The 20332-nt window shown below is 64.2% G+C and carries 19 protein-coding genes; 10 read left to right on the plus strand and 9 right to left on the minus strand.

The genetic code is table 11. The annotated features are described in order from the left end of the window. Nucleotides 1-4 precede the first annotated feature (4 nt). The 3 genes from ybeY to miaB all read right to left on the minus strand — a co-directional run bounded on the left by ybeY (nt 5) and on the right by miaB (nt 2990). Complete coding sequence (gene ybeY / locus VCJ09_RS03175) at nt 5-463, minus strand: rRNA maturation RNase YbeY (RefSeq protein ID WP_324733090.1); 459 nt, start codon at nt 461-463, stop codon at nt 5-7. Continuing rightward, nucleotides 456-1457, minus strand: a complete 1002-nt coding sequence (locus VCJ09_RS03180; RefSeq protein ID WP_324733091.1) for a PhoH family protein — start codon at nt 1455-1457, stop codon at nt 456-458. Before VCJ09_RS03180 ends, ybeY begins: the two co-directional genes overlap by 8 nt. Before the next feature lie 201 nt (nt 1458-1658). Beyond that, nucleotides 1659-2990: a tRNA (N6-isopentenyl adenosine(37)-C2)-methylthiotransferase MiaB gene (gene miaB / locus VCJ09_RS03185; protein ID WP_324733092.1), complete on the minus strand. Its 1332-nt coding sequence runs from the start codon at nt 2988-2990 to the stop codon at nt 1659-1661. A 131-nt stretch (nt 2991-3121) separates the two neighbouring features. On the opposite strand from miaB, the gene VCJ09_RS03190 reads away from it, so the two are divergent. Continuing rightward, entirely contained in the window at nt 3122-3445 is a 324-nt protein-coding gene (locus tag VCJ09_RS03190; RefSeq protein WP_079204654.1) for a DUF1820 family protein, read from the plus strand. 123 nt (nt 3446-3568) lie between these two features. Here VCJ09_RS03190 and VCJ09_RS03195 read toward each other — a convergent pair whose 3' ends face one another. From VCJ09_RS03195 to VCJ09_RS03215, 5 genes are all read right to left on the minus strand, one after another. After that, nucleotides 3569-4117, minus strand: a complete 549-nt coding sequence (locus VCJ09_RS03195) for a tetratricopeptide repeat protein (RefSeq protein WP_324733093.1) — start codon at nt 4115-4117, stop codon at nt 3569-3571. A 92-nt stretch (nt 4118-4209) separates the two neighbouring features. Further along, nucleotides 4210-4866 carry a hypothetical protein gene (locus VCJ09_RS03200; RefSeq protein WP_324733094.1) on the minus strand — a complete coding sequence of 219 codons (657 nt, stop codon included), beginning with the start codon at nt 4864-4866 and terminating at the stop codon, nt 4210-4212. Then, the gene (gene hemL / locus VCJ09_RS03205) at nt 4866-6155 is read right to left on the minus strand and encodes a glutamate-1-semialdehyde 2,1-aminomutase (protein ID WP_324733095.1); all 1290 of its coding nucleotides are present in this window, start codon (nt 6153-6155) and stop codon (nt 4866-4868) included. Before hemL ends, VCJ09_RS03200 begins: the two co-directional genes overlap by 1 nt. Nucleotides 6156-6209: 54 nt before the next feature. Continuing rightward, nucleotides 6210-6839 carry a thiamine phosphate synthase gene (thiE, locus tag VCJ09_RS03210; RefSeq protein ID WP_324733096.1) on the minus strand — a complete coding sequence of 210 codons (630 nt, stop codon included), beginning with the start codon at nt 6837-6839 and terminating at the stop codon, nt 6210-6212. Nucleotides 6840-6852: 13 nt separating this feature from the next. Beyond that, entirely contained in the window at nt 6853-7647 is a 795-nt protein-coding gene (locus VCJ09_RS03215; RefSeq protein WP_324733097.1) for a bifunctional hydroxymethylpyrimidine kinase/phosphomethylpyrimidine kinase, read from the minus strand. 318 nt (nt 7648-7965) lie between these two features. Here VCJ09_RS03215 and VCJ09_RS03220 point away from each other — a divergent pair, with 318 nt between their 5' ends. From VCJ09_RS03220 to amn, 5 genes are all read left to right on the plus strand, one after another. Continuing rightward, the gene (locus VCJ09_RS03220) at nt 7966-10347 is read left to right on the plus strand and encodes a hybrid sensor histidine kinase/response regulator (protein WP_324733098.1); all 2382 of its coding nucleotides are present in this window, start codon (nt 7966-7968) and stop codon (nt 10345-10347) included. 263 nt (nt 10348-10610) lie between these two features. Next, nucleotides 10611-11252, plus strand: a complete 642-nt coding sequence (locus VCJ09_RS03225; RefSeq protein ID WP_324733099.1) for a TetR/AcrR family transcriptional regulator — start codon at nt 10611-10613, stop codon at nt 11250-11252. Continuing rightward, on the plus strand, nt 11249-12898 hold the full coding sequence (locus VCJ09_RS03230; protein WP_324733100.1) for an acyl-CoA dehydrogenase family protein: 1650 nt from the start codon (nt 11249-11251) through the stop codon (nt 12896-12898). The genes VCJ09_RS03225 and VCJ09_RS03230 overlap by 4 nt, the downstream gene beginning before the upstream one ends. A gap of 195 nt (nt 12899-13093) precedes the next feature. Next, complete coding sequence (locus VCJ09_RS03235; protein ID WP_324733101.1) at nt 13094-13420, plus strand: DUF3703 domain-containing protein; 327 nt, start codon at nt 13094-13096, stop codon at nt 13418-13420. Nucleotides 13421-13492: 72 nt separating this feature from the next. After that, nucleotides 13493-14968, plus strand: a complete 1476-nt coding sequence (gene amn, locus VCJ09_RS03240; RefSeq protein ID WP_324733102.1) for an AMP nucleosidase — start codon at nt 13493-13495, stop codon at nt 14966-14968. 5 nt (nt 14969-14973) lie between these two features. Here the strand turns inward: amn and VCJ09_RS03245 are convergent, their stop codons facing one another. Then, a complete protein-coding gene (locus VCJ09_RS03245; RefSeq protein ID WP_324733103.1) occupies nt 14974-15849 on the minus strand; it encodes a LysR substrate-binding domain-containing protein in 876 nt (291 codons plus the stop codon). A gap of 134 nt (nt 15850-15983) precedes the next feature. On the opposite strand from VCJ09_RS03245, the gene VCJ09_RS03250 reads away from it, so the two are divergent. From VCJ09_RS03250 to VCJ09_RS03265, 4 genes are all read left to right on the plus strand, one after another. Beyond that, complete coding sequence (locus VCJ09_RS03250) at nt 15984-17042, plus strand: agmatine deiminase family protein (protein ID WP_324733104.1); 1059 nt, start codon at nt 15984-15986, stop codon at nt 17040-17042. Then, nucleotides 17042-17956, plus strand: coding sequence for an N-carbamoylputrescine amidase (aguB, locus tag VCJ09_RS03255; RefSeq protein WP_324733105.1), 915 nt, complete (start codon nt 17042-17044; stop codon nt 17954-17956). Before VCJ09_RS03250 ends, aguB begins: the two co-directional genes overlap by 1 nt. Beyond that, nucleotides 17953-19056 carry an extracellular solute-binding protein gene (locus tag VCJ09_RS03260; protein ID WP_324733106.1) on the plus strand — a complete coding sequence of 368 codons (1104 nt, stop codon included), beginning with the start codon at nt 17953-17955 and terminating at the stop codon, nt 19054-19056. Before aguB ends, VCJ09_RS03260 begins: the two co-directional genes overlap by 4 nt. Before the next feature lie 103 nt (nt 19057-19159). Continuing rightward, nucleotides 19160-20284 (plus strand): agmatine deiminase family protein, encoded by a 1125-nt coding sequence (locus VCJ09_RS03265; RefSeq protein WP_324733107.1) that lies wholly within the window; start codon nt 19160-19162, stop codon nt 20282-20284. The last annotated feature ends 48 nt before the right edge of the window (nt 20285-20332 follow it).

Genomic DNA, 20332 nt, shown 5'->3' on the forward strand with positions numbered 1-20332 from the left:
TTGGTTATTCGTGGTCGGCGTAAGGGTCGGGATGACCCAGATCAGCCAGCAATTCTCGTTCCAGGGCTTCCATTTCCTCGGCCTCTTCATCCTCGATATGGTCGTAACCGAGTAGATGCAGGCAGCCGTGGATCACCATGTGGGCCCAATGCGCTTCCAGGGTCTTTGCCTGCTCCAGCGCCTCGCGCCCGACCACCGGCACGCAGATCACCAGATCGCCGAGCAGGGGAATGTCGAGCATTTCGTCGGGCACATCGGCGGGGAACGACAGCACATTGGTGGCGTAGTCGCGTTGGCGGTAGGTGTGATTGAGCTCGCGGCCTTCGGACTCATCGACCAGGCGGATGGTCAGTTCGGAGTCGGCACTACGCTGGCGCAGGGCGGCTTCGCACCAGGCGCGAAATTGCGCCTCACTCGGCAGGTCGGCAGCTTTGCTGGCGACCTGCAGGTCCAGCTCAAGCATTGCCGTCGTCCTCGTCTGCCAGCTTGCCGTGCATGCGGTTGTCGTAACGCTCGTAGGCCTCGACGATGCGTTGCACCAGAGGGTGGCGTACCACGTCCTTGGACTTGAAGTGAGTGAAGCTGATGCCGGGGACGTCGTGCAGCACGTCTATGACGTGGATCAGGCCGCTCTTGGTGCCGCGCGGCAGGTCGACCTGGGTGATGTCGCCGGTAATGATGGCGGTGGAGCCGAAGCCGATGCGGGTGAGGAACATCTTCATCTGTTCCAGGGTGGTGTTCTGGCTCTCGTCGAGGATGATGAAGCTGTTGCTCAGCGTGCGGCCGCGCATATAGGCCAGCGGGGCGACTTCGATCACCTGTTTCTCGATCAGCTTGGCCACCTGCTCGAAACCGAGCATCTCGTAGAGTGCGTCGTATAGCGGGCGCAGATAGGGGTCGATCTTCTGCGACAGGTCGCCAGGCAGAAAGCCGAGCTTCTCGCCGGCTTCCACCGCTGGGCGTACCAGCAGGATGCGGCGAATCTGCTCGCGTTCCAGGGCATCCACGGCGCAGGCCACCGCCAGGTAGGTCTTGCCGGTGCCGGCCGGGCCGACGCCAAAGTTGATGTCGTGCTCGAGAATGGCTTTGACGTAGCGCTGCTGGTTGGCCCCGCGCGGCCGCACCATGCCTTTGCGTGTACGCAGGGCGATGCTGGGCTCGGCGTTGGGGTTGGCCAGATCCTCGATGCCGGATTCCTGCAGGAACAGGTGCACCATGCCCGGTGACAGCTCCGTGCTTTTGGTTTCGCGGTAGAGGCGGCGCAGCAATTGTTCGGCGGAGGTGGTTTGCTCCGGTGTGCCGATCAGCTCGAACTGGTTGCCTCGGTTGCGGATCTCGATGGCCATGCGCTGTTCGATCAGGCGCAGATGCTCGTCGAATTGCCCGCAGAGACTGGCAAAGCGGCGAGCTTCAAAGGGTTCGAGGATAAAGCGATGTGGTTCTATGGATGTGTTCAAGGTCGTTTGATGGCCGCCAGTCGGCTGGGGTAGTGAGGCGAAGAATACCGCTAGGCGTGCGCGCGGGAAAGCGCGGACTGCTGCAACTTTAGCATCGTCTGCGGTCGGTCTGGGTAGGGTGCGCCGTGCGCGCCATAGGCCCGAGGCCAATGCTGCGCATGGCGTGCGGGTCCATGGCATTGCTTCATGATCCGAGTCCGCTCACTCACCAAGCAGGCTGCCGCGCAACGAGTTAGGCCGCGCGTCGTCGATATGCACGTCGACGAACTGACCGATCAGGCGCGGGTTGTCGGTGCGGAAGTTGACCACCCGGTTGCTCTCGGTACGGCCCTGGAGCATGCCGGGGTCCTTTTTCGAGTAATCGCTGACCAGGATGCGCTGCACTGTGCCGACCATGCGCCGGCTGTTTTCGGCACCTTGTTGGCTGATGCGTTGTTGCAGGATCGCCAGGCGCTGCTTTTTCAGCTCTTCCGGAGTGTCGTCGACCAGGTCCGCCGCCGGGGTGCCGGGGCGCGAGCTGTAAATGAAGGAATAGCCGAAGTCGAAGCCGATCTCCTCGATCAGCTTCATGGTCTGCTCGAAATCTTTCTCGGTTTCGCCGGGGAAGCCGATGATGAAGTCTGTGCTGATCAGGATGTCCGGCACTGCGGCGCGCAGTTTGCGGATGCGTGATTTGTACTCGAGGGCGGTGTGGTTGCGCTTCATGGCCGCGAGAATGCGATCGGAGCCCGACTGCACCGGCAGATGCAGATATTTCACCAGTTCGGGGATCTCGGCATGGGCCTGGATCAGCGCATCGGAGAATTCCAGCGGGTGGCTGGTGGTGTAGCGAATGCGGTCGATGCCGTCGATGGCGGCCACGGCGTAGAGCAATTCGGCAAAATCGGCGAGCTGACCCTCCTGGGTTTCGCCGCGGTAGCCGTTGACGTTCTGCCCGAGCAGGGTGACTTCGCGCACGCCGTTTTCGGCCAGGTGCAGCACTTCGGCGAGGACGCCGGCCAGTGGTCGGCTGACTTCCTCGCCGCGGGTATAGGGCACCACGCAGAAGGTGCAGTACTTGCTGCAGCCTTCCATCACCGAGACATAGGCGCTGGGGCCGTCGACCCGTGGTTCGGGCAGGCGGTCGAATTTTTCGATCTCGGGGAAGGAAATATCCACCTGCGGCAGCTTGGTGCTGCGCACGGCGGCGATCATTTCCGGCAGGCGGTGCAGGGTCTGCGGGCCGAAGACGACGTCGACATAGGGCGCGCGGTCGCGGATCGCCGCACCTTCCTGGCTGGCCACGCAGCCACCGACGCCGATCACCAGATCCGGGTTGGCCAGTTTCAGCTCGCGCCAGCGGCCAAGCTGGGAAAACACCTTGTCCTGGGCTCTTTCGCGGATCGAACAGGTGTTGAGCAGGATGATATCGGCGTCTTCTGCCCGTGGGGTGACTTCCAGGGCTTGATGTTCGCCCAGCAGGTCGACCATGCGCGAGCTGTCGTACTCGTTCATCTGGCAACCGTGGGTTTCGATATAAAGCTTCTTGGTCATGCGCCCTCAAAGGGTGATTCGAAGAACCGCACATTATAGTGGCCGAACGGCTGGCTTCCTAGCATTGCCTGCCCGGTGGCTGTGCTATGATTTGCGCCCTCTTATTTCCCCTCCAGTCTAGACTTGCATTCATGAGCAAACGCGAACCTATCTATAAGGTGATTTTCCTCAACCAGGGTCAGGTGTACGAAATGTACGCCAAGCAGATCTTTCAGAGCGATCTGTGGGGTTTTCTGGAGGTGGAGGAGTTCGTCTTCGGTGAGCGGACCCAGGTGGTGGTCGATCCCAGCGAAGAGAAACTCAAGGCCCAATTCGACGGCGTGGTGCGCAGCTTCTTGCCCATGCACGCGATCATCCGTATCGACGAGGTCGAGCGCCTGGGCACGCCGAAAATCAGCGAGGCCAAGGGTGGCGGCAACGTCATGCCGTTCCCGATGCCGATGCCTGATAAATAAGGCGTCAAGCGAACCTGATGTCGCTGGGTCGGATGGGTTGAGCGAAGCGATACCCATATCGCTTGGTGATCGGTGTATCGGCTCAGCCTGCGCGGCCTGGCCCGTCCTGCGAGTCAGTCCAGGCTACGGCAGTGGCGCGAACGGCGATTGGCCGTCGGCGGCCTGGAGTTCGAGCAGGTAGTTGCGGAATATTTCGCCGAGTACCTGGCCGGCGATCTCCAGTTCCTCGCGCTGCATGCGCGCCGAGACCAGGTCTGCACTGTCCATGGCTTCGTCCGAGCCATTTACTGCGGCCATCTTCAGCACTATATAAGCCTGCACGTTGTTCGCCGGTACGCCTTCGCCACGAAAGAACATCATGCCGAGGCGGTATTGCGCCTGGGCATGACCTTGCAGCGAAGCCTGCTCGAACCAGTTGAGTGCTTGTGCCAGGTCGCGCGGCGCACGCTTGCCATCGTAAAAGAATTCGCCCAGTTCATATTCGGCTTGCGGGTCACCGTTGTGCGCCGCTTGCTGACAGGCGGCCAGCGCGTCGGGCAGGTCTTCGGGCGCTGTATTCAGCGAGCAACTGCCGGTTGCGGGGATCAGCAGGGTGTTGCCACCTGCGAGCGCAAGCAGCGGCAGAAGAAGCAGCAGGCAGCCCAGAGATAGGGTGCGGCCGGTGCAGTTCATGGAAATCCGTGTACCTCGGGAAGCGGTGCGGGGGTCGAACCCGGCCGACAAGGTGCGTCGGCGTTGGCATTATGAAATAAGCAGTGGCGTTCTTACAAAGTCTTTACGGGGTTTTCTCTGTCGGCGCAATCTTCTGCGTGGCCCGGCAAGGTCAGTAGCAGCCAGGCCAGCAGCGGGTAGGCCGGCGTCAGCAAGGCATGCAGCAGGTCGATGCGGCGCAACGGACCGATAAATTCGTCGCTACCAGCCGCCAGTATGGCCAGTAAGAACAGGCCGACAACTGCCGTCGCGGCACATGCCGGCGTGCGCCGCGGCCATTGGATGGCGCCGGCATAGCCAATCAGTAGCAGGCTCGTCAGGGTCAGCAGCAGGCGGTAGTCCTCGAGCAGGTTCATTTGCCGGAACAGCTCGAAGAAGGCGCACAGCCCCAGCACCACGCGGCCCCAGTTCGGTCGGCTCCAGGCCCAGCCACGACCCAGGGCCAGCGCGGCCACGCCCAGCAACGGCAGACCGAGAAAATTGCTGGCCTGGCTCAGCCACAGGTGGGCAGCCTGCCAGCCCGGGTCGACGGCGTAACGCATGACGCCGACGCTGGCGGCAGCGGCCGCCAGGAGAAAGCCGAGCAGGGCGCAGAACAGCGCCGGTTGATCGGCTTCGCAATAACCCTTGCGCGCCTTGCCGATGGCGATAACGCAGGCCAGACAGGCCAGCGCCAGGATGCCGTCGGACAGGGCGGTGCTGTACTGCATCAGACTTTTTTCAGTTCGGCGAAGGCGCGCTCGGCGGCGTCCAGGGTGATCTGCAGCTCCGCCTGGCCGTGGGCGATGGAGGTAAAGCCGGCTTCGAATGCGCTCGGAGCCAGATAGACGCCGCCATCCAGCATCAGGTGGAAGAAGCGCTTGAAGCGCCCGGCATCGCTGCTCATCACGTCTTCGAAGGTGACGATGGCCTCGCGTTCGCTGAAGTACATGCCGAACATGCCGCCGGCCTGGGTGGTGACGAAGGGGATGCCGGCGGCATCGGCGCGATCCTGCAGGCCCTGCAGCATGCGTGCGGTGTAGTCGCTCAGCTCGGCATGGAAGCCCGGGCGGCTGATCAGCTTCAAGGTGGCCAGGCCGGCGGCCATGGCCAGCGGGTTGCCGGACAGGGTGCCGGCCTGGTAGACCGGGCCGAGCGGAGCGATGCACTGCATGATCTCGCGCTTGCCGCCGAAGCAGCCGACCGGCATGCCGCCGCCGATGATTTTGCCGAAGGTGGTCAGGTCCGGGGTGACGCCGTAATGCGCCTGGGCTCCGCCGAGGGCGACGCGAAAGCCGGTCATCACTTCGTCGAAGATCAGCACCACGCCATGCTTGTCGCACTGCGCGCGCAGGCCTTCGAGAAAGCCCGGTGCCGGCGGTACGCAATTCATGTTGCCGGCCACCGGCTCGACGATGATGCAGGCGACTTCCTGGCCGACCTCGGCGAGCATCTGCTCGACCGCGGCACTGTCGTTGAACGGCAGGGTCAGGGTGTGTTTGGCGAAGGCCGCCGGTACCCCGGCCGAACTCGGTACGCCCTGGGTCAGCAGGCCGGAGCCGGCTTTAACTAACAAACTGTCGGAATGGCCGTGGTAGCAGCCTTCGAACTTGATGATGCTGTCGCGACCGGTGAAGCCGCGCGCCAGGCGGATCGCGCTCATGGTCGCTTCGGTGCCGGAGCTGACCATGCGCACCATCTCGATGGACGGCACCATGGCGCAGACCAGGTCGGCCATCTCGGTTTCCATGGCGGTTGGCGCGCCGTAGGACAGGCCGTGTTCCAGTTGGCGGCGCACGGCGTCGAGCACATCCGGGTGGCTGTGGCCGAGGATCATCGGGCCCCAGGAGCCGACGTAGTCCACGTAGCGCTGGTCATCCTCGTCCGTTACATAGGCGCCGGCCGCGTGCTTGAAGAACAGCGGCGTGCCGCCGACGCTCTTGAAGGCGCGTACCGGCGAGTTGACGCCGCCGGGGATATGCTTCTGGGCGTGGGCGAAGAGGATTTCGGAACGGGACATGGCAGGGCCTCTCAGATATCGAATCGGGGCGAGTGGGGCCGCCCCGCAAATCAGTTAGTGGGTGGCGAACAGGGCGCTGAAGGCGCGGGCGCGGCGTTCGACTTCGGCGGCCGAGTCGGCGCCGAACAGTGCGTGGATCACCGCCACCATGCTGGCGCCACGGGCAATCAGCAGGGCGGCATTGTCCAGGGTCACGCCGCCGATGGCGACGATCGGCAGGCTGATGCGACTTTTCGCCTCATCCAGTAGTTCGACCGTGGCACTGGGGGCGCCGGGCTTGGTGTTGGAGTCGAAGAAGCGGCCGAAGGCGACATAGCTGGCGCCTTCCTTGGCGGCTGCTTCGGCCAGTTCCAGTTGCGCATGGCAGGTGCCGCCGATGATCGCCTGGCGCCCGAGCAGGGCGCGCGCGACGGACAGCGAGCCGTCGGTCTGGCCCAGGTGCAGGCCGACGCCGAGGCGTGCGGCCAGTTCGGCGTCGTCGTTGATGATCAGTCCGGCGCCGTAGCGATTGCACAGCTCGCGCAGGGCTTCGGCCTGGCGCAGGCGGCGCGCCTCGTCGCTGGACTTGTCGCGGTATTGCAGCAGCGTGGCGCCTCCTTTCAGCGCCGCCTCGGCGTAAGGCAACAGCTTGCCGCCAGCCAGCAGTTGGCTGTCGGTGATGGCATACAGGCCACGCAGTTTCATCGACGGCTCTCCATCAGCAGAAATCCAGGGGCAGGCGGCGCGGGATGTGCTGGCCGTGGCCGGGTTTCTCGGCGTCGCGCAGGGTGCGCCAGGTGTAATCGAGGGCGAACTGCACGGCGCTGACCAGCTCCTGACCGAGGGCCAGGCGGCCGGCCAGGGCGCTGGCCAGGGTGCAGCCGGAGCCGTGGTAGCTGCCCGGCAGGCGCTGGCAGGTAAAGGTGTGACGGCTGCCGTCTCGGCAATACAGGCGGTTGTGCACCTGGTGCTCGTCGCCGTGGCCGCCGGTGATCAGCAGGTGCTGGATATAGGGCAGTAGCTTTTCCGCGCACTGGTCGGGTGTGCCGTCCGGCAGTTCGGCGAGGATGCGCGCTTCCGGCAGGTTCGGCGTGGCGATGGTGGAGACCGCAAACAGGCGTTCGCGCATGGCGTAGCCGACTTCATCCTTGCCCAGGGCGCCACCGCCGCCAGCGCGCAAGACCGGGTCGCAGACCAGCGCAATGCCCGGCAGCTTGTGCATGATCAGCAGCACGGTCTCGACCATCTCGACCGAGCCGAGCATGCCCAGCTTGACGGCTGCTATCGGCAGGTCGGCGATCACCGCATTGGCCTGGGCCAGCACCCAGGCGCGATCGAGTACGCGGAAGTCGGAGACATTAACCGTATCCTGCACGGTCAGCGCGGTGACCGTCGGAGCGGCGTGACAGCCTTGCGCGAGCAGGGCTTCGATATCGGCTTGCAGGCCGGCACCACCACTGGGGTCGTGGCCGGATAAGCAGAGCACTACGGGGCGGGAAGTAGGCGTTTTCATGGTGCGCGAGCTTAGCATTAAACGGCCCGATTGAACCGTGGGGCGTGCGCGGCGCTCACGTCAAATTGTCCCGGCTGCAGCGGGGGATCCTGAGCGTGCCGGCAGTTTTCGTCAGGCGCTGCTGCCGGCCTCTGGCGCTGATTGCAGAGCCTTGCATGGCCTGTTCAGGATGTTTGCGCCAGCCGCCGTTTCCCGCCGCAAGGCCTGTGCTAGAGTGACTGCCATTCAAGTTACCGGGTAGGCGAGGCGGCGTCAGTCAGGAGAGAAGGGCTCTCCGGCGCATCCCGACATTACCCGACTTCGCCTTCGTGGGTCCGCATGCGCTACCTCCTGATTCTTCTGTTCGCAGTCTGGCCGCTATGCGCCTCTGCCGTGGTGTTCGATGAACATACCCGCATGCTGCCGCTTGGCCAGGTCATCCAGGTGTTCGAGGACGTGCGCGGTGATGCGACTATCGACGAGGTGACCTCGCCGGCGCTGCAGGCGAGTTTTCGCCAGCATGACCAGCCGGTGCTCAACGCCGGTTATTCGCGTTCGGTGTTCTGGCTGCGCCTGGACCTGGAGTATCGGCCGCAGCGGCCGGACGGGCCGCAGCCCTGGTTGCTGGAGCTGGCCTATCCGCCGCTGGATCAGTTGGAGTTGTATCTGCCGGACGCCCGGGGCACGTTCCAGCTAGCCCAGCGGACCGGCGACTCACTGCCATTCGCCAGCCGGCAGATCAAGCACCACAACTACCTGTTCGAACTCGACCTGCAGCCGAACCAGCCGCGGCGCGTCTATCTGCGCCTGCAAAGCCAGGGTTCGATCCAGGCGCCGCTGAGTCTGTGGGCACCCAATGCCTACTTGGAGGAACAGCCCGCACGCGTCTATGTACTCGGCATTATCTACGGCGTGTTGCTGGTGATGCTGATCTACAACCTGTTCATCTTCCTCAGCGTCAGGGATGCCAGCTACCTCTATTACATCCTCTATATCGCCTCGTTCGGCCTCTATCAGGTATCGGTCAACGGCGCCGGCATCGAGTATTTCTGGCCCAACAACCCCTGGTGGGCGAATGTCTCGACGCCCTTTCTGATTGGTTCGGCCGCGCTGTTCGGCTGCCAGTTCGCGCGCAGCTTCCTGCATACCGCCGAACACAGCCCCTGGGTCGACCGCACGCTGCTGGCGCTGATGGCCAGCGGTGTCGGGGTGATGATCCTGGCGCTGACCGTCAGCTATGCGTTGTCGCTGCGCCTGGCCACCTACCTGGCGCTGCTGTTCACCGTGGTGGTCTTCGCCGCCGGGATCATCGCCTGGCTGCGCGGCATGCGCGTGGCGCGTTACTTCATCATCGCCTGGAGCACCTTTTTGCTCGGCGGCGCAATCAACAGCCTGATGGTGCTCGGCTACCTGCCCAATATGTTCCTGACCATGTATGCCAGCCAGATCGGTTCGGCGCTGGAGGTCGGCTTGCTGTCGCTGGCCCTGGCCGACCGGATCAACGCGATGAAGGAGGAGCGCACGCGGATTCTCCAGGATAGCGGGCGCAAGCTGGAGACGCTGAACCAGGAACTGGCCAACAGCAACCGACTCAAGGACGAATTCCTCGCCACCGTCACCCACGAGCTGCGTACGCCGATGAACGGGGTGATCGGCTCGCTGGAGTTGATGCAGACGGTCAGTCTGGACGCCGAGCTGGCGCAGTACCAGAAGACCGCCGCCAGTTCGGCGCGGGACATGATGCGCATGGTCAACGACATCCTCGCCCTCAGCGAGTTGCAGGCCGGCAAGCTCTATCCGCGGCGTGAGCCGTTCAGCCTACGCGGGTTGCTCGACGGCCTGCGCGCGCAGTACGCGCGGCATGCCGAGGACAAGGGCCTGCGCTTTGTCTTGGAGCTGGACGAAAGCCTGCCCGATACCCTCGAAGGCGATGTCGGCAAGCTGGCGCAGTGCCTCGGCTATCTGCTCGACAACGCCGTCAAGTTCACCGCCCAGGGTGAGGTGCGCCTGCGGGTCGGCCGCGCCGGCACAGTGCCCGAGAGCCTGCCGCTGAGCATTGAGGTGATCGACACCGGGGTGGGTTTCACTGCGCCGCAGGACGCGTCCTTGTATCAGCGCTTCCATCAGTTGGACGGTTCCATGACCCGCGAGTACGGTGGCCTGGGCATCGGTCTGGCGATCTGTCGGCAGCTGGTCGATCTACTCGGCGGTAGCCTCAGTCATGAGTCACAGCCCGGTCAGGGCAGCCGCTTCCGCTTGCATGTGCCGCTGGCCTTGCCGCTGCCGGCGGCCGCTCAGCCCGCCCTCGTGCGCCGCACCGGCACCCAGGCGCTGCGCCACCCCGAGCGGTGCACAGTGCTGATCGTCGAGGACAATGCGATCAATCAACTGGTGACCCGTGGCATGTTACTCAAGCTCGGTTACCGCGTGCGCACCGCCGACAACGGTGCCGAGGCCCTTGAGGTGCTGCGTGGCGAATCGGTCGATGCGGTGCTCATGGATTGCCAGATGCCGGTGATGGACGGTTTCGCCACCTGCCGGGCGCTGCGTGCTTTGCCCGGTTGCCTTGAGCTGCCGGTGCTGGCGATCACCGCTCACAGCCACAGCGGCGACCGCGAGCACTGTCTGGCGGCCGGAATGAATGACTATCTGGCCAAGCCGGTGAAATTCGAGGCGTTGCGCGGCCTGTTGCATGACTGGGTGTTGTGCCGCGCCGGCTGAACCGCACGACAAGGCATTATTGGTGTGACCTGCAGGCTCGCAGCCTGAATAAGCGTCGGCGCAACCCGCGATTGCGCTTGGGCATAGGGTCTGTTCGAGCGGAATCGGAGCAAGCGAAAGCGGACGCAAAAGCCTGATCGGCCTCGATGTGAGGCGCAGGTTGTCCAGCCCCCCCTCAGCCCTCTCTCTTGGCCGAAATGCCCCTTTGTGCAAACTCTGAAGCATGATTCACTGAATTCAATTAATGAATCAGGATTCAGGCTATGGCTTATCGCACCAGTGCCCTGCGTATCGACCGTGATCAAGCGCTGCGCGAACGGATTCTCGTCCGCGCCCTGGCCCGCGTAGTGGCTGGTGGTTTTGCCGCCCTGACCATGCAGGCGCTGGCCGAGGACGTGGGCATCGCCACCGGCAGCCTGTACCGGCATTTTCACAACAAGGGCGAATTGGCCGCCGAAGTCTTCGCTATTGCCAGCCAGGGTGAACTCGAGGCGCTGCTGCAGACCCTGCGTGCCCCAGGCCCACCCGCCGAGCGCCTGGCCGCCGGCTTGCAGCAGTTTGCTGCGCGGGCCTGGCACAGTCGACGTCTGGCCTTTGCCTTGATCGCCGAGCCGGTCGAGCCGCAGGTTGACGAGCAGCGTCTGCTCTACCGCGAGGCCTATGCCGAGTCGTTCGGCGAGCTGCTCGAGGAAGGTAACGCGGCAGGTGTGTTCCGCGTCACCCATCTCGGCCTTACCGCTGCCTGCCTGGTCGGCGCTATCGCCGAAGCCCTGGTCGGTCCCTTGTCACCCCCCGCTCGCGCTGCCCGCGAAGCAGGTTATCCCGCCCTGAGCCTGAGTGAAGTCAGCCAGGGTCTGGTCACGTTCTGTCTACGCGCCGTTGGCGCCGAGGAGCCTCAGTCATGAATGCCAGTCAGCAAGCCGAAACCCATGAAGTGTTCAACCAGGTACCGCCGCTGGACGGCATCAATCTGTACCGTGTCGATTTGCCCTTGCAGCAATGGAGCAAGCGCTTCGGCGGCGGCTGGGCCGAGGCGCGGATCGACGCCTATGGCGCCTTGGCCGGCGGCGAGTTGATGGCCGCCGGCTTTCTCGCCAACGAGAACAAACCGGTGTTCAAGAGCCACGACCGCTATGGCCAGCGCATCGATCTGGTCGAATACCATCCGGCCTATCACCAGCTGATGAGCACGGCCATCGAACACGGCATCCCCTCGCTGCCCTGGGCCGACCCGCGCCCCGGCGCCCAGGTCGCCCGCGCCGCCATGAGCTACCTGCACAGCCAGGCCGAAGCCGGTAGCGGTTGTCCGTTGACCATGACCTACGCCAGTGTGCCAGCGTTGCAATTGCAGCCTGATATCGCCGAAATCTGGCTGCCGAAGATCCTCTCCAGCCAATACGATCCGCGTAACCTGCCGATTGAGCAGAAGACCGGCGCCACCATCGGCATGGCCATGACCGAGAAGCAGGGCGGCACCGACGTGCGCGCCAACACCACCCGCGCCTACCCAGTCGGCGCCGGCGGGCCCGGTCAGGCCTATGAGTTGGTCGGCCACAAGTGGTTCTGCTCGGCGCCGATGTGCGACGCCTTCCTCACCCTGGCCTACACCGACAAGGGCCTGACCTGCTTCCTGCTGCCGCGCCACCGCCCCGACGGCACGCGCAACGAGCTGTATATCCAGCGCCTGAAAAACAAGCTGGGCAACTGGTCGAATGCCTCCAGTGAAATCGAATATCGCGGCGCCCTGGCCTGGATGATCGGGGAGGAAGGGCGCGGCGTGCCGACCATCATCGAAATGGTCGCACTGACCCGCTTCGACTGCATGATCGGCTCCAGCGCCCTGATGCGTCAGGCCCTGACCCAGGCCGCCCATCACTGCGCCTACCGCCAGGTTGGCGGCCGGGTGCTCAGTGAGCAGCCGCTGATGCAGAACGTTCTGGCCGACCTGGCCCTGGAAAGCGAAGCGGCGCTGGCCCTGACCCTGCGCCTGGGCCAGGCGCTGGATCACCCGCATGACCAGCAACAAGCCAAGTTCGCCCGCCTGGTCACCGCGGTCGGCAAGTATTGGATCTGCAAGCGCGCGCCGGCGATGATCAACGAGGCTGCCGAGTGCATGGGCGGCGCCGGCTACGTCGAAGACAGCATCCTGCCGCGGCTGTACCGCGAGGCACCGGTCAACTCGACCTGGGAAGGCTCGGGCAACGTGCAGTGCCTGGACGTGCTGCGCGCGCTGTCGAAGGAGCCGGGCGTGCTCGACGCACTATTCGCCGAGCTGGGCGACGGCCATGGCGATGCTCGGCTGAAAAGGCATATCGATAAACTCCAGGCAGATTTCCGCGACACCGCCGACATCCAGTACCGCGCCCGCCAACTGACCGAAGACGTGGCCCTGGCCCTGCAGGCCAAGCTGCTGCTGGAGGCCGGCAACGCCGTGGTAAGCGACGCCTTTATCGCCAGCCGTTTGGGCGACGGCGGACGGGTCTACGGCACCCTGCCACGCGGTGTGGATGTCGCGGCGATATTGGCCCGCAGCACGCCGCATCTGCTTTGAGGCAGTAGCTGGGGGAGGTGAGTAGCGACGTGCTCCCCGCGCCAGCGGGGATGAACCGTACGGTGACAGCCAGTCAGGCCGCCTCTGGATGTGTTCCCCGCGCCGGTTGGGATGGCAGCGGGCAGGGCGCTGCTATCGAGCTGGCCGCCCCGCGGTTGCAGGCTGGCGGGTCCCCTTTGCAATGGAGATAACGCAATGACCCGCCAACAAGCCTTCCATCACGAATACCGCCAGGCCTGCCTGCAGCGCGGCATCGATCCCCTGGCCGAATTGCGGCATCTGGAGCGCGCGCATATCCTCGGCCAGCCGCTGTTCCTCGATCATCTGCGCAGCCACCTGTGGTTGCTGGCCTGGGCCTGGCGTCAGGCTGACTGGGCGGAGTTGGCCGCGCAGCTGCTGCGGTTGCCCGGTAGCCCGGGCTCGTTGCTGGGTTTGTATCCGCGCGGTAACCCCGGCACCCGGCGGGTCGGGCCGTTGACTGCGCAACCGTTGCCGGAGGATCTCCAGCGGCTGCTGGAGTAGCCACGTCGCGCTATGCCAAGGCGCGGCGATCAAGGCAAGATAGGCGCGTGTATTCAGCCAGGAATATCTGCCGTGACCCCCAGCTTAGAAGACTTCGTCGTTGCCACTACTGCCGAAGAGGCCGTGGATCGCCTGGCCGCCCTGCATCAGCAAGCCACCAGCGCCCTGAGTCGGGCGCTCAAGCGCTATGTCAAGGAAGGCATCAAGCCTGACGCCGAGCAACTGCACCAGTTCCATTACCCCGAGCTGCGCCTGATTTACGCGGGCCAGGGCGAGGTGCCCACGACGTTGCGCGCCTATGCCAAGGTCCAGGTGCCCGGTACCTACAGCATCACCGTCACTCACCCCGAGGCGTTTCGCAGCTACCTGCTGGAGCAATTGCAGCCGCTGATGCATGACTTTACCGTGCGTGTCGAAGTGGGTATCAGCCAGCAGAACATTCCTTATCCCTATGTGGTCGAGCATGGCGATGAGCTGGCCGGCTCGGGGGTTACCGCCGCCGAACTGGCGCGGGTCTTCCCCAGCACCGACCTGTCTGCCGCCACCGACGGCACTGCCGACGGCCTGTACGACTGGGAGAGCGCGGAGCAATTGCCGCTGGCGCTATTCGATGCGGCGCGAGTCGATTTTTCCCTGCGTCGCCTGGTGCATTACACCGGCAGCGACTGGCGCCATGTGCAACCGTGGATATTGCTGACCAATTATCACCGCTACGTCGACCAGTTCATTCGTCATGGCCTGGATGTGCTGCAGGCTGATTCGCGTTTCGTGCGCATGGTGCTGCCGGGCAACGTGGTGATCGAACGCGGCATGGCCGAAGGCGAGATGCAGGCGATCATCGAGACCGTGGTCTGGCACCGCTATCAGATGCCGGCCTACCACCTGCAGGGCGCCAGCCCTGGCGATGGCATCACCCTGGTGAACATTGGTGTGGGGCCGTCCAACGCGAAAAACATCACCGACCACCTGGCCGTGCTGCGCCCGCACTGCTGGTTGATGATCGGTCACTGCGGTGGCCTGCGCCAATCGCAGACCATCGGCGATTACGTGCTGGCCCACGCCTACATGCGCCGCGACGGGATTCTCGATCGGGTGCTGCCGCCCAACATTCCCCTGCCGGCCCTGGCCGAAGTGCAGATGGCCTTGCAAGAGGCTGCCGCGCAAGTCACCGGCGAGCATGGCGATGCGCTCAAACGGCGCCTGCGTACCGGCACCGTGCTGACGTACGATGATCGCAACTGGGAATTGCGCTGGGCTCAGGAGCGGCCGCTGATCAACCTGTCGCGCGCCGTGGCGGTGGACATGGAGAGCGGCACCATCGCCGCCCAGGGCTATCGCCTGCGGGTGCCCTACGGCACCCTGTTGTGCGTCTCGGACAAGCCGCTGCACAGCGAGATCAAATTGCCTGGTGCTGCTGGCGCCTTCTACGAGCGGGCGGTGACCCAGCACCTGCACATCGGCATCGCCGCCCTCGATCTGCTGCGTAGCCAGCTCAACTCCCTGCACTCGCGCAAGCTGCGCAGCTTCGATGAGCCGCCGTTCCGCTAGGGGCGTCAGGCACTGGGAAGCGTGCTGCTGTGCAGCGCGCTTTCCAGCCACTGGCAGAAGCTGCGGGTCTGCGGGTCGTGTTCGCTGTCGCGGTGGATCAGCCAGGCCCAGTTGGCGCCGCGGATGGTCTGCGCCACCAGCGGCTGCAATAACCCTGCGCCACGTGCCTGCTCGGCCAGCAACTGGCTGACCAGGGCAATCCCCAGGCCCTGGCAGGCCGCATCCAGCAATAGACCCGGGTCGGAGAAATTCAGGCCCTGGCTGTGCTGGCCGATATCCGCGCCGCCCTGTACCTGCCAATGGCTCCAGTCCATCTCCCGCTCGCCGTGCAAGGTGGTGCGCTCGGCCGCGTCCTGGTTCAGCAGGCTGGGGTGGCAGGCGGGGTAGAGGCGATCCTCCAGCAGCACCCGGAAGCTGCACTCGGCCTGGGCGCTGAGGTCGTCGCGCACGGCGATGTCGATGGTCTGGGTGGCCATGTCCGGGGGATCAAAGGTGCTCAGTAGCCACAGGTCGACCTCCGGATGCAGGCGATGGAACTCGCCCAGGCGCGGCATCAGCCAGTGGCGGGCGAAGGCCGGGCTGGTATTGAGCACCAGTTGGTTGGGCTTGCGGTACTGCTCCAGGCGGCGGATGCCCACCGCCAGTTGCTGCAGCAGCGACTGGGTGGTGCTGAGCAGATCAAAACCGGCATCGCTCAGGCTGACGCGGCGGCCGCTGCGGAAAAACAGTGGCTGCTCTAGGTAGCTTTCCAGGCTGCGAATCTGTTGGCTGATCGCCGACTGAGTGAGGTGCAGCTCTTCGGCAGCCTTGTGGAAACTGCCCAGGCGGGCGGCGGCTTCGAAGCCGCGCAGGGTGTTCAGGGGTGGCCAGTGTTTGAGCATGATTGATAAGCCTTGCTAATCAGAATTGGGCAAAATCTATCGTTTGTTGCGTGATTTTTACAGGCTTAGCATACAAGTCATCACCGCATTCGCGGTTTTCAGTGATAACAAATACTTAACTGAAAGGTACTTGTATGCAGCACGAAGCAGTAGCGCAAGATGGCTGGATGATGCCGGCGGAGTGGGTGCCGCACGCCGCCACCTGGATGGTCTGGCCGCACAATCAGGCGCTGTGGGAATCGACCTGGGGCGTGACCCTGGCGGCGGTGCAGGTCGACTTCGCCCGGGTGGTCAACGCCATCGCCCGTTTCGAACCGGTAAAGCTGGTGGTCGACCCCTCGGCCATCAGTCGTGCCCGTGAGCTGTGCGGGGCGAACGTCGAGCTGATCGAACTGGCGGTCAACGACAGCTGGTGCCGCGACTCCGGGCCGAGCTTCATCTGCCACCCGCAACTGGGCCTGGCCGGGGTCAGCTGGCGCTTCAATGCCTGGGGCGGAAAATCCGAACACGATCTGGACGAAGGCCTGGCTCGGCGCATCCTCAACGACCTCGGTCTGGAGTGCTTCGGCACGCCGCTGGCCAACGAGGGCGGTGCGATTCACGTCGACGGCGACGGCACGCTGATCACCACCGAGTCGGTACTGCTCAACGCCAACCGCAACCCGGGCATGAGCAAGGTCGAGATGGAGGAAATCTTCGTCCGTCTGCTCGGGGTGAAGAAGACCATCTGGCTGCCGGGAGACCCGCAGTACGTCACCGGCGACATGACCGACGGCCACGTCGATGGTGTGTGCGCCTTCGCCAAGCCCGGTGCGTTGCTGGTGGACGCCACCCGCGACCAGTCCTCGGTGTATGCCGAAGTGGTGCGCGAGAACCGTCGTGCCCTGGAACTGGCCACCGATGCCCGCGGACGCCAGTTCGAGATGCTCGAGCTGTTCGAAGCCAGCGATGCCGTGGACAGCGAGGCCGAGGTGTTCTGCGCCTCCTACAGCAACTTCTACATCGCCAACGGCGCGATCATCATGCCGGCCTACGGCATTGCCGCCGATGAGGAAGCGGCGGCGACCCTGCGCATGGCCTTCCCGGGGCGTGAAGTGGTGCCGGTGCGCATCAATCAACTGGCCCATGGCGGCGGCGGGGTGCATTGCATCACCCAGCAACAGCCGGCCTGGCCGCTGCAAGGGGCGAAGTGATGAGTAAGCTGACCGTCGCCACCACTCAGTTCGCCTGCAGCTGGGACCTTGAGCACAACCTCGCTCAAGCCGAGCAACTGGTACGCGAAGCGGCCGCCAAGGGCGCGCAACTGATTCTGTTGCAGGAGCTGTTCGCCACACCGTATTTCTGCATCGAGCAGGATCACAAACACCTCTCGCTGGCCGAAGAATATGGCCAGAGCCGCGTACTCAAGCGCTTCGCCGCGCTGGCCAAGGAACTCGGCGTGGTATTGCCGCTGTCCTGGTTCGAGAAAGCCGGCAACGCCTACTTCAACTCGCTGGCGGTGGCCGATGCCGATGGTCGCCTGCTCGGGGTGTATCGCAAGACCCATATTCCCAACGCCATCGGTTACCAGGAGAAGGAATACTTCAGCCCCGGCGACAGCGGCTTCCGCGTCTGGGACACCGCCTTCGGTCGCATCGGCGTGGCCATCTGCTGGGATCAGTGGTTCCCGGAAACCGCCCGCTGCCTGGCCTTGCAGGGCGCCGAGGTGCTGCTGTTCCCCACTGCCATCGGCTCCGAACCGGGTGCCGCGGCGCTGGACTCGCGTGACCACTGGCAACTGACCCAGCGCGGCCATGCCGCCGCCAACATCCTGCCGGTGGTAGCCGCCAACCGGGTCGGCCGCGAAGTGGCCACGACTGATCCGGCGCTGCAGATGAGCTTCTACGGTTCGTCCTTTATCACCGACCACAAGGGCAAGCTGCTGGCCGAGGCCGACCGCGACAGTAGCAGCGTATTGGTGCGCGAGCTGGATCTGGCTGTCATGCGTGAGGAGCGCCTGAGCTGGGGCATCTACCGGGATCGCCGCCCAGAAATGTACGGGCCGCTGCTGGGTCTGGATGGTAGCAACACCCATGTGCATTGGAATGATCGAGGAGTTCGGCTATGAACCGTGGCACACCGCTGTTGCTCGTCTCCCTGAGCCTGGCCCTGGGCTGCGCCCAGGCGCAGGCCGAGGATGAGTCCAAGATCCTGCGTTTGTATAACTGGGCCGACTATTTCGCCGAAGACACTATTGCCAATTTCACCGAGGAAACCGGGATCAGGGTGATCTACGACGTTATGGAAGGCAGCGAGACGCTAGAGGCCAAGATGATGTCGGGCAATAGCGGCTACGACCTGATCTTCCCCGGCGATACCGTGGCCGAGCGCCTGATGCGCGCCGGTGCGCTGCAAAAACTTGATCCAGCGAAGCTTGAACACCTGGCCGATATCGAGCCGGGCCTGCGCAACCTGCAGACCCAGTACCCTTATTCGCGGCATGCCACCGTGCCGTACACCTGGGGCAGCATCGGCATCACCTATAACGCCGAGGCGATCAACAAACGCCTGGCCAGCGCGCCGGTGAACAGCCTCGACCTGCTATTCAAACCGGAAAACGCGGCCAAGTTCGCCGACTGCGGGATCTCCATGATCGACTCTCCGGACGAAGTGCTGGCAGTCGTCCTCAACTACCTCGGGCGCTCGCCACGCAGCGCCGAGCCGGACGATCTCAAGGCGGCCGGCGAGCTGCTGGCGTCGATCAAACCCTCTCTCCGCAAGTTCCAGTCGCAACCGGTCACCGACCTGGTCAATGGCGACCTGTGCCTGTCGCTCGGCTACAGCGGCGACGTGACCCAGGCCCAGCGTGCGGCCAGTGCTGCCGGCAAACCGATGGACTTCCAGTTCCGCATCCCGCGCGAGGGCACCACGATCTGGATGGACACCATGGCCATCCCCGTGGATGCCCGTCACCCGGAATACGCCTACGCCTTTATCAACTTCGTCATGCGTCCGGCCAATATGGCGGCCATCAGCAACTTCACCGGCTACCCGACCTCCAGCGCCAAGGCGCGGCCAATGGTCGATGCCGACATGCGCAACAACCCGGATATCTATGTCGATGAGGCCGCCTATGCGCGGCTGATTCCCGGCAAGGACATCCCGCAGCGCGATATGCGTGCGCGTATGCGCGCCTGGACCACTTTCAAAACCACCCGCAGCAACTGACCCACACGCCTGTAAGCGCCCTGCAGCCACGGCTGCCGGGCGTTACGGCGTAGCCATGCGCGCTGATCAGCGGCCGCACCATCCACCACCGAGGGACAACCCTATGTCGACACGTCGTGATTTCATCAAACACCTGAGTCTGGCCGCCGGCCTAGGCGCGGTTGCTTCCCTGGGGCTGGGTGTGAGCGCCCCCCGGGTGCGTGCCGCGCTGGCCAACAGCTGGTACATGCCGGATGAGCATGCCCCGCAGGAGCGGGTGTTCCTGGCTTTCGCCGCGTCGGCGTCGATCTGGGAAGACTGGGCCACACCGGTGAACAACACCGTGGCCCTGCTGGCCAAGGCCATTGCCAAGTATCAGCCGGTGACCGTGCTGTGTCGCGCCAACCAGTTGAGCCTGGCCAAGAGCAAATGCGGCACCACTAATATCAAGTTCCTGAGCATGCCGCTGGATGATGTCTGGGTGCGTGACTACGGCGGTTGCTTCGTGGTCGATGATCAAGGCGGGCGCGGCCTGGTCGACTTCAACTTCAACGGCTGGGGCAACAAGCAGACGGCCGGCAACGACACCCAGGTGGCCGACACCCTCAGCTACGAGCTGGGTGCGACTTACATCAGTAGCATGCTCACGGGCGAGGGCGGTGGTATCGAGGTGGATGGCCATGGCACGGCGATCATGACTGAGAGCTGCTGGGTCAACCGCAACCGTAACCCGGGCATGAGCAAGGCGCAGATCGAGGCCGAGCTGAAGGTCAACCTCGGCCTGCGCAAGATCATCTGGCTGCCGGGTATCAAGGGCAAGGACATCACCGACGCCCACGTCGACTTCTACGCGCGCTTCGTCAAGCCCGGCGTGGTCATCGCCAACCTCGACAACGACCCCAACTCCTATGACTACGCGGTAACGCGGACTCACCTGAACATCCTCAAGGCTGCCACCGATGCCGATGGCAACAAACTGCAGGTCTATACCCTGCCGCCACCGCTGAAGAAGCGCAGCAACGTCTACACCCAGAACAACCCGGACTTCGCCCCCGGTTATATCAACTACCTGCCGATCAATGGCGCGGTGATCGCCCCGCAGTTCGGCGATGCGGCGGCGGACAAATACTGCAAAGACCTGCTGGCCCAGCTGTATCCGGGGCGCGCCATCGTCCAGGTGAATATCGACCCGATCGCCGGCGGCGGTGGCGGCATCCATTGCGTGACCAAGAACATGCCGCGCCTGTGAGCTTTACTGACGCCATTGCCTGCTGCTGGTCAGGCCCTTGCGCCATGC

The organism is Pseudomonas paeninsulae (genome assembly GCF_035621475.1).
Lineage (GTDB): Bacteria > Pseudomonadota > Gammaproteobacteria > Pseudomonadales > Pseudomonadaceae > Aquipseudomonas > Aquipseudomonas paeninsulae.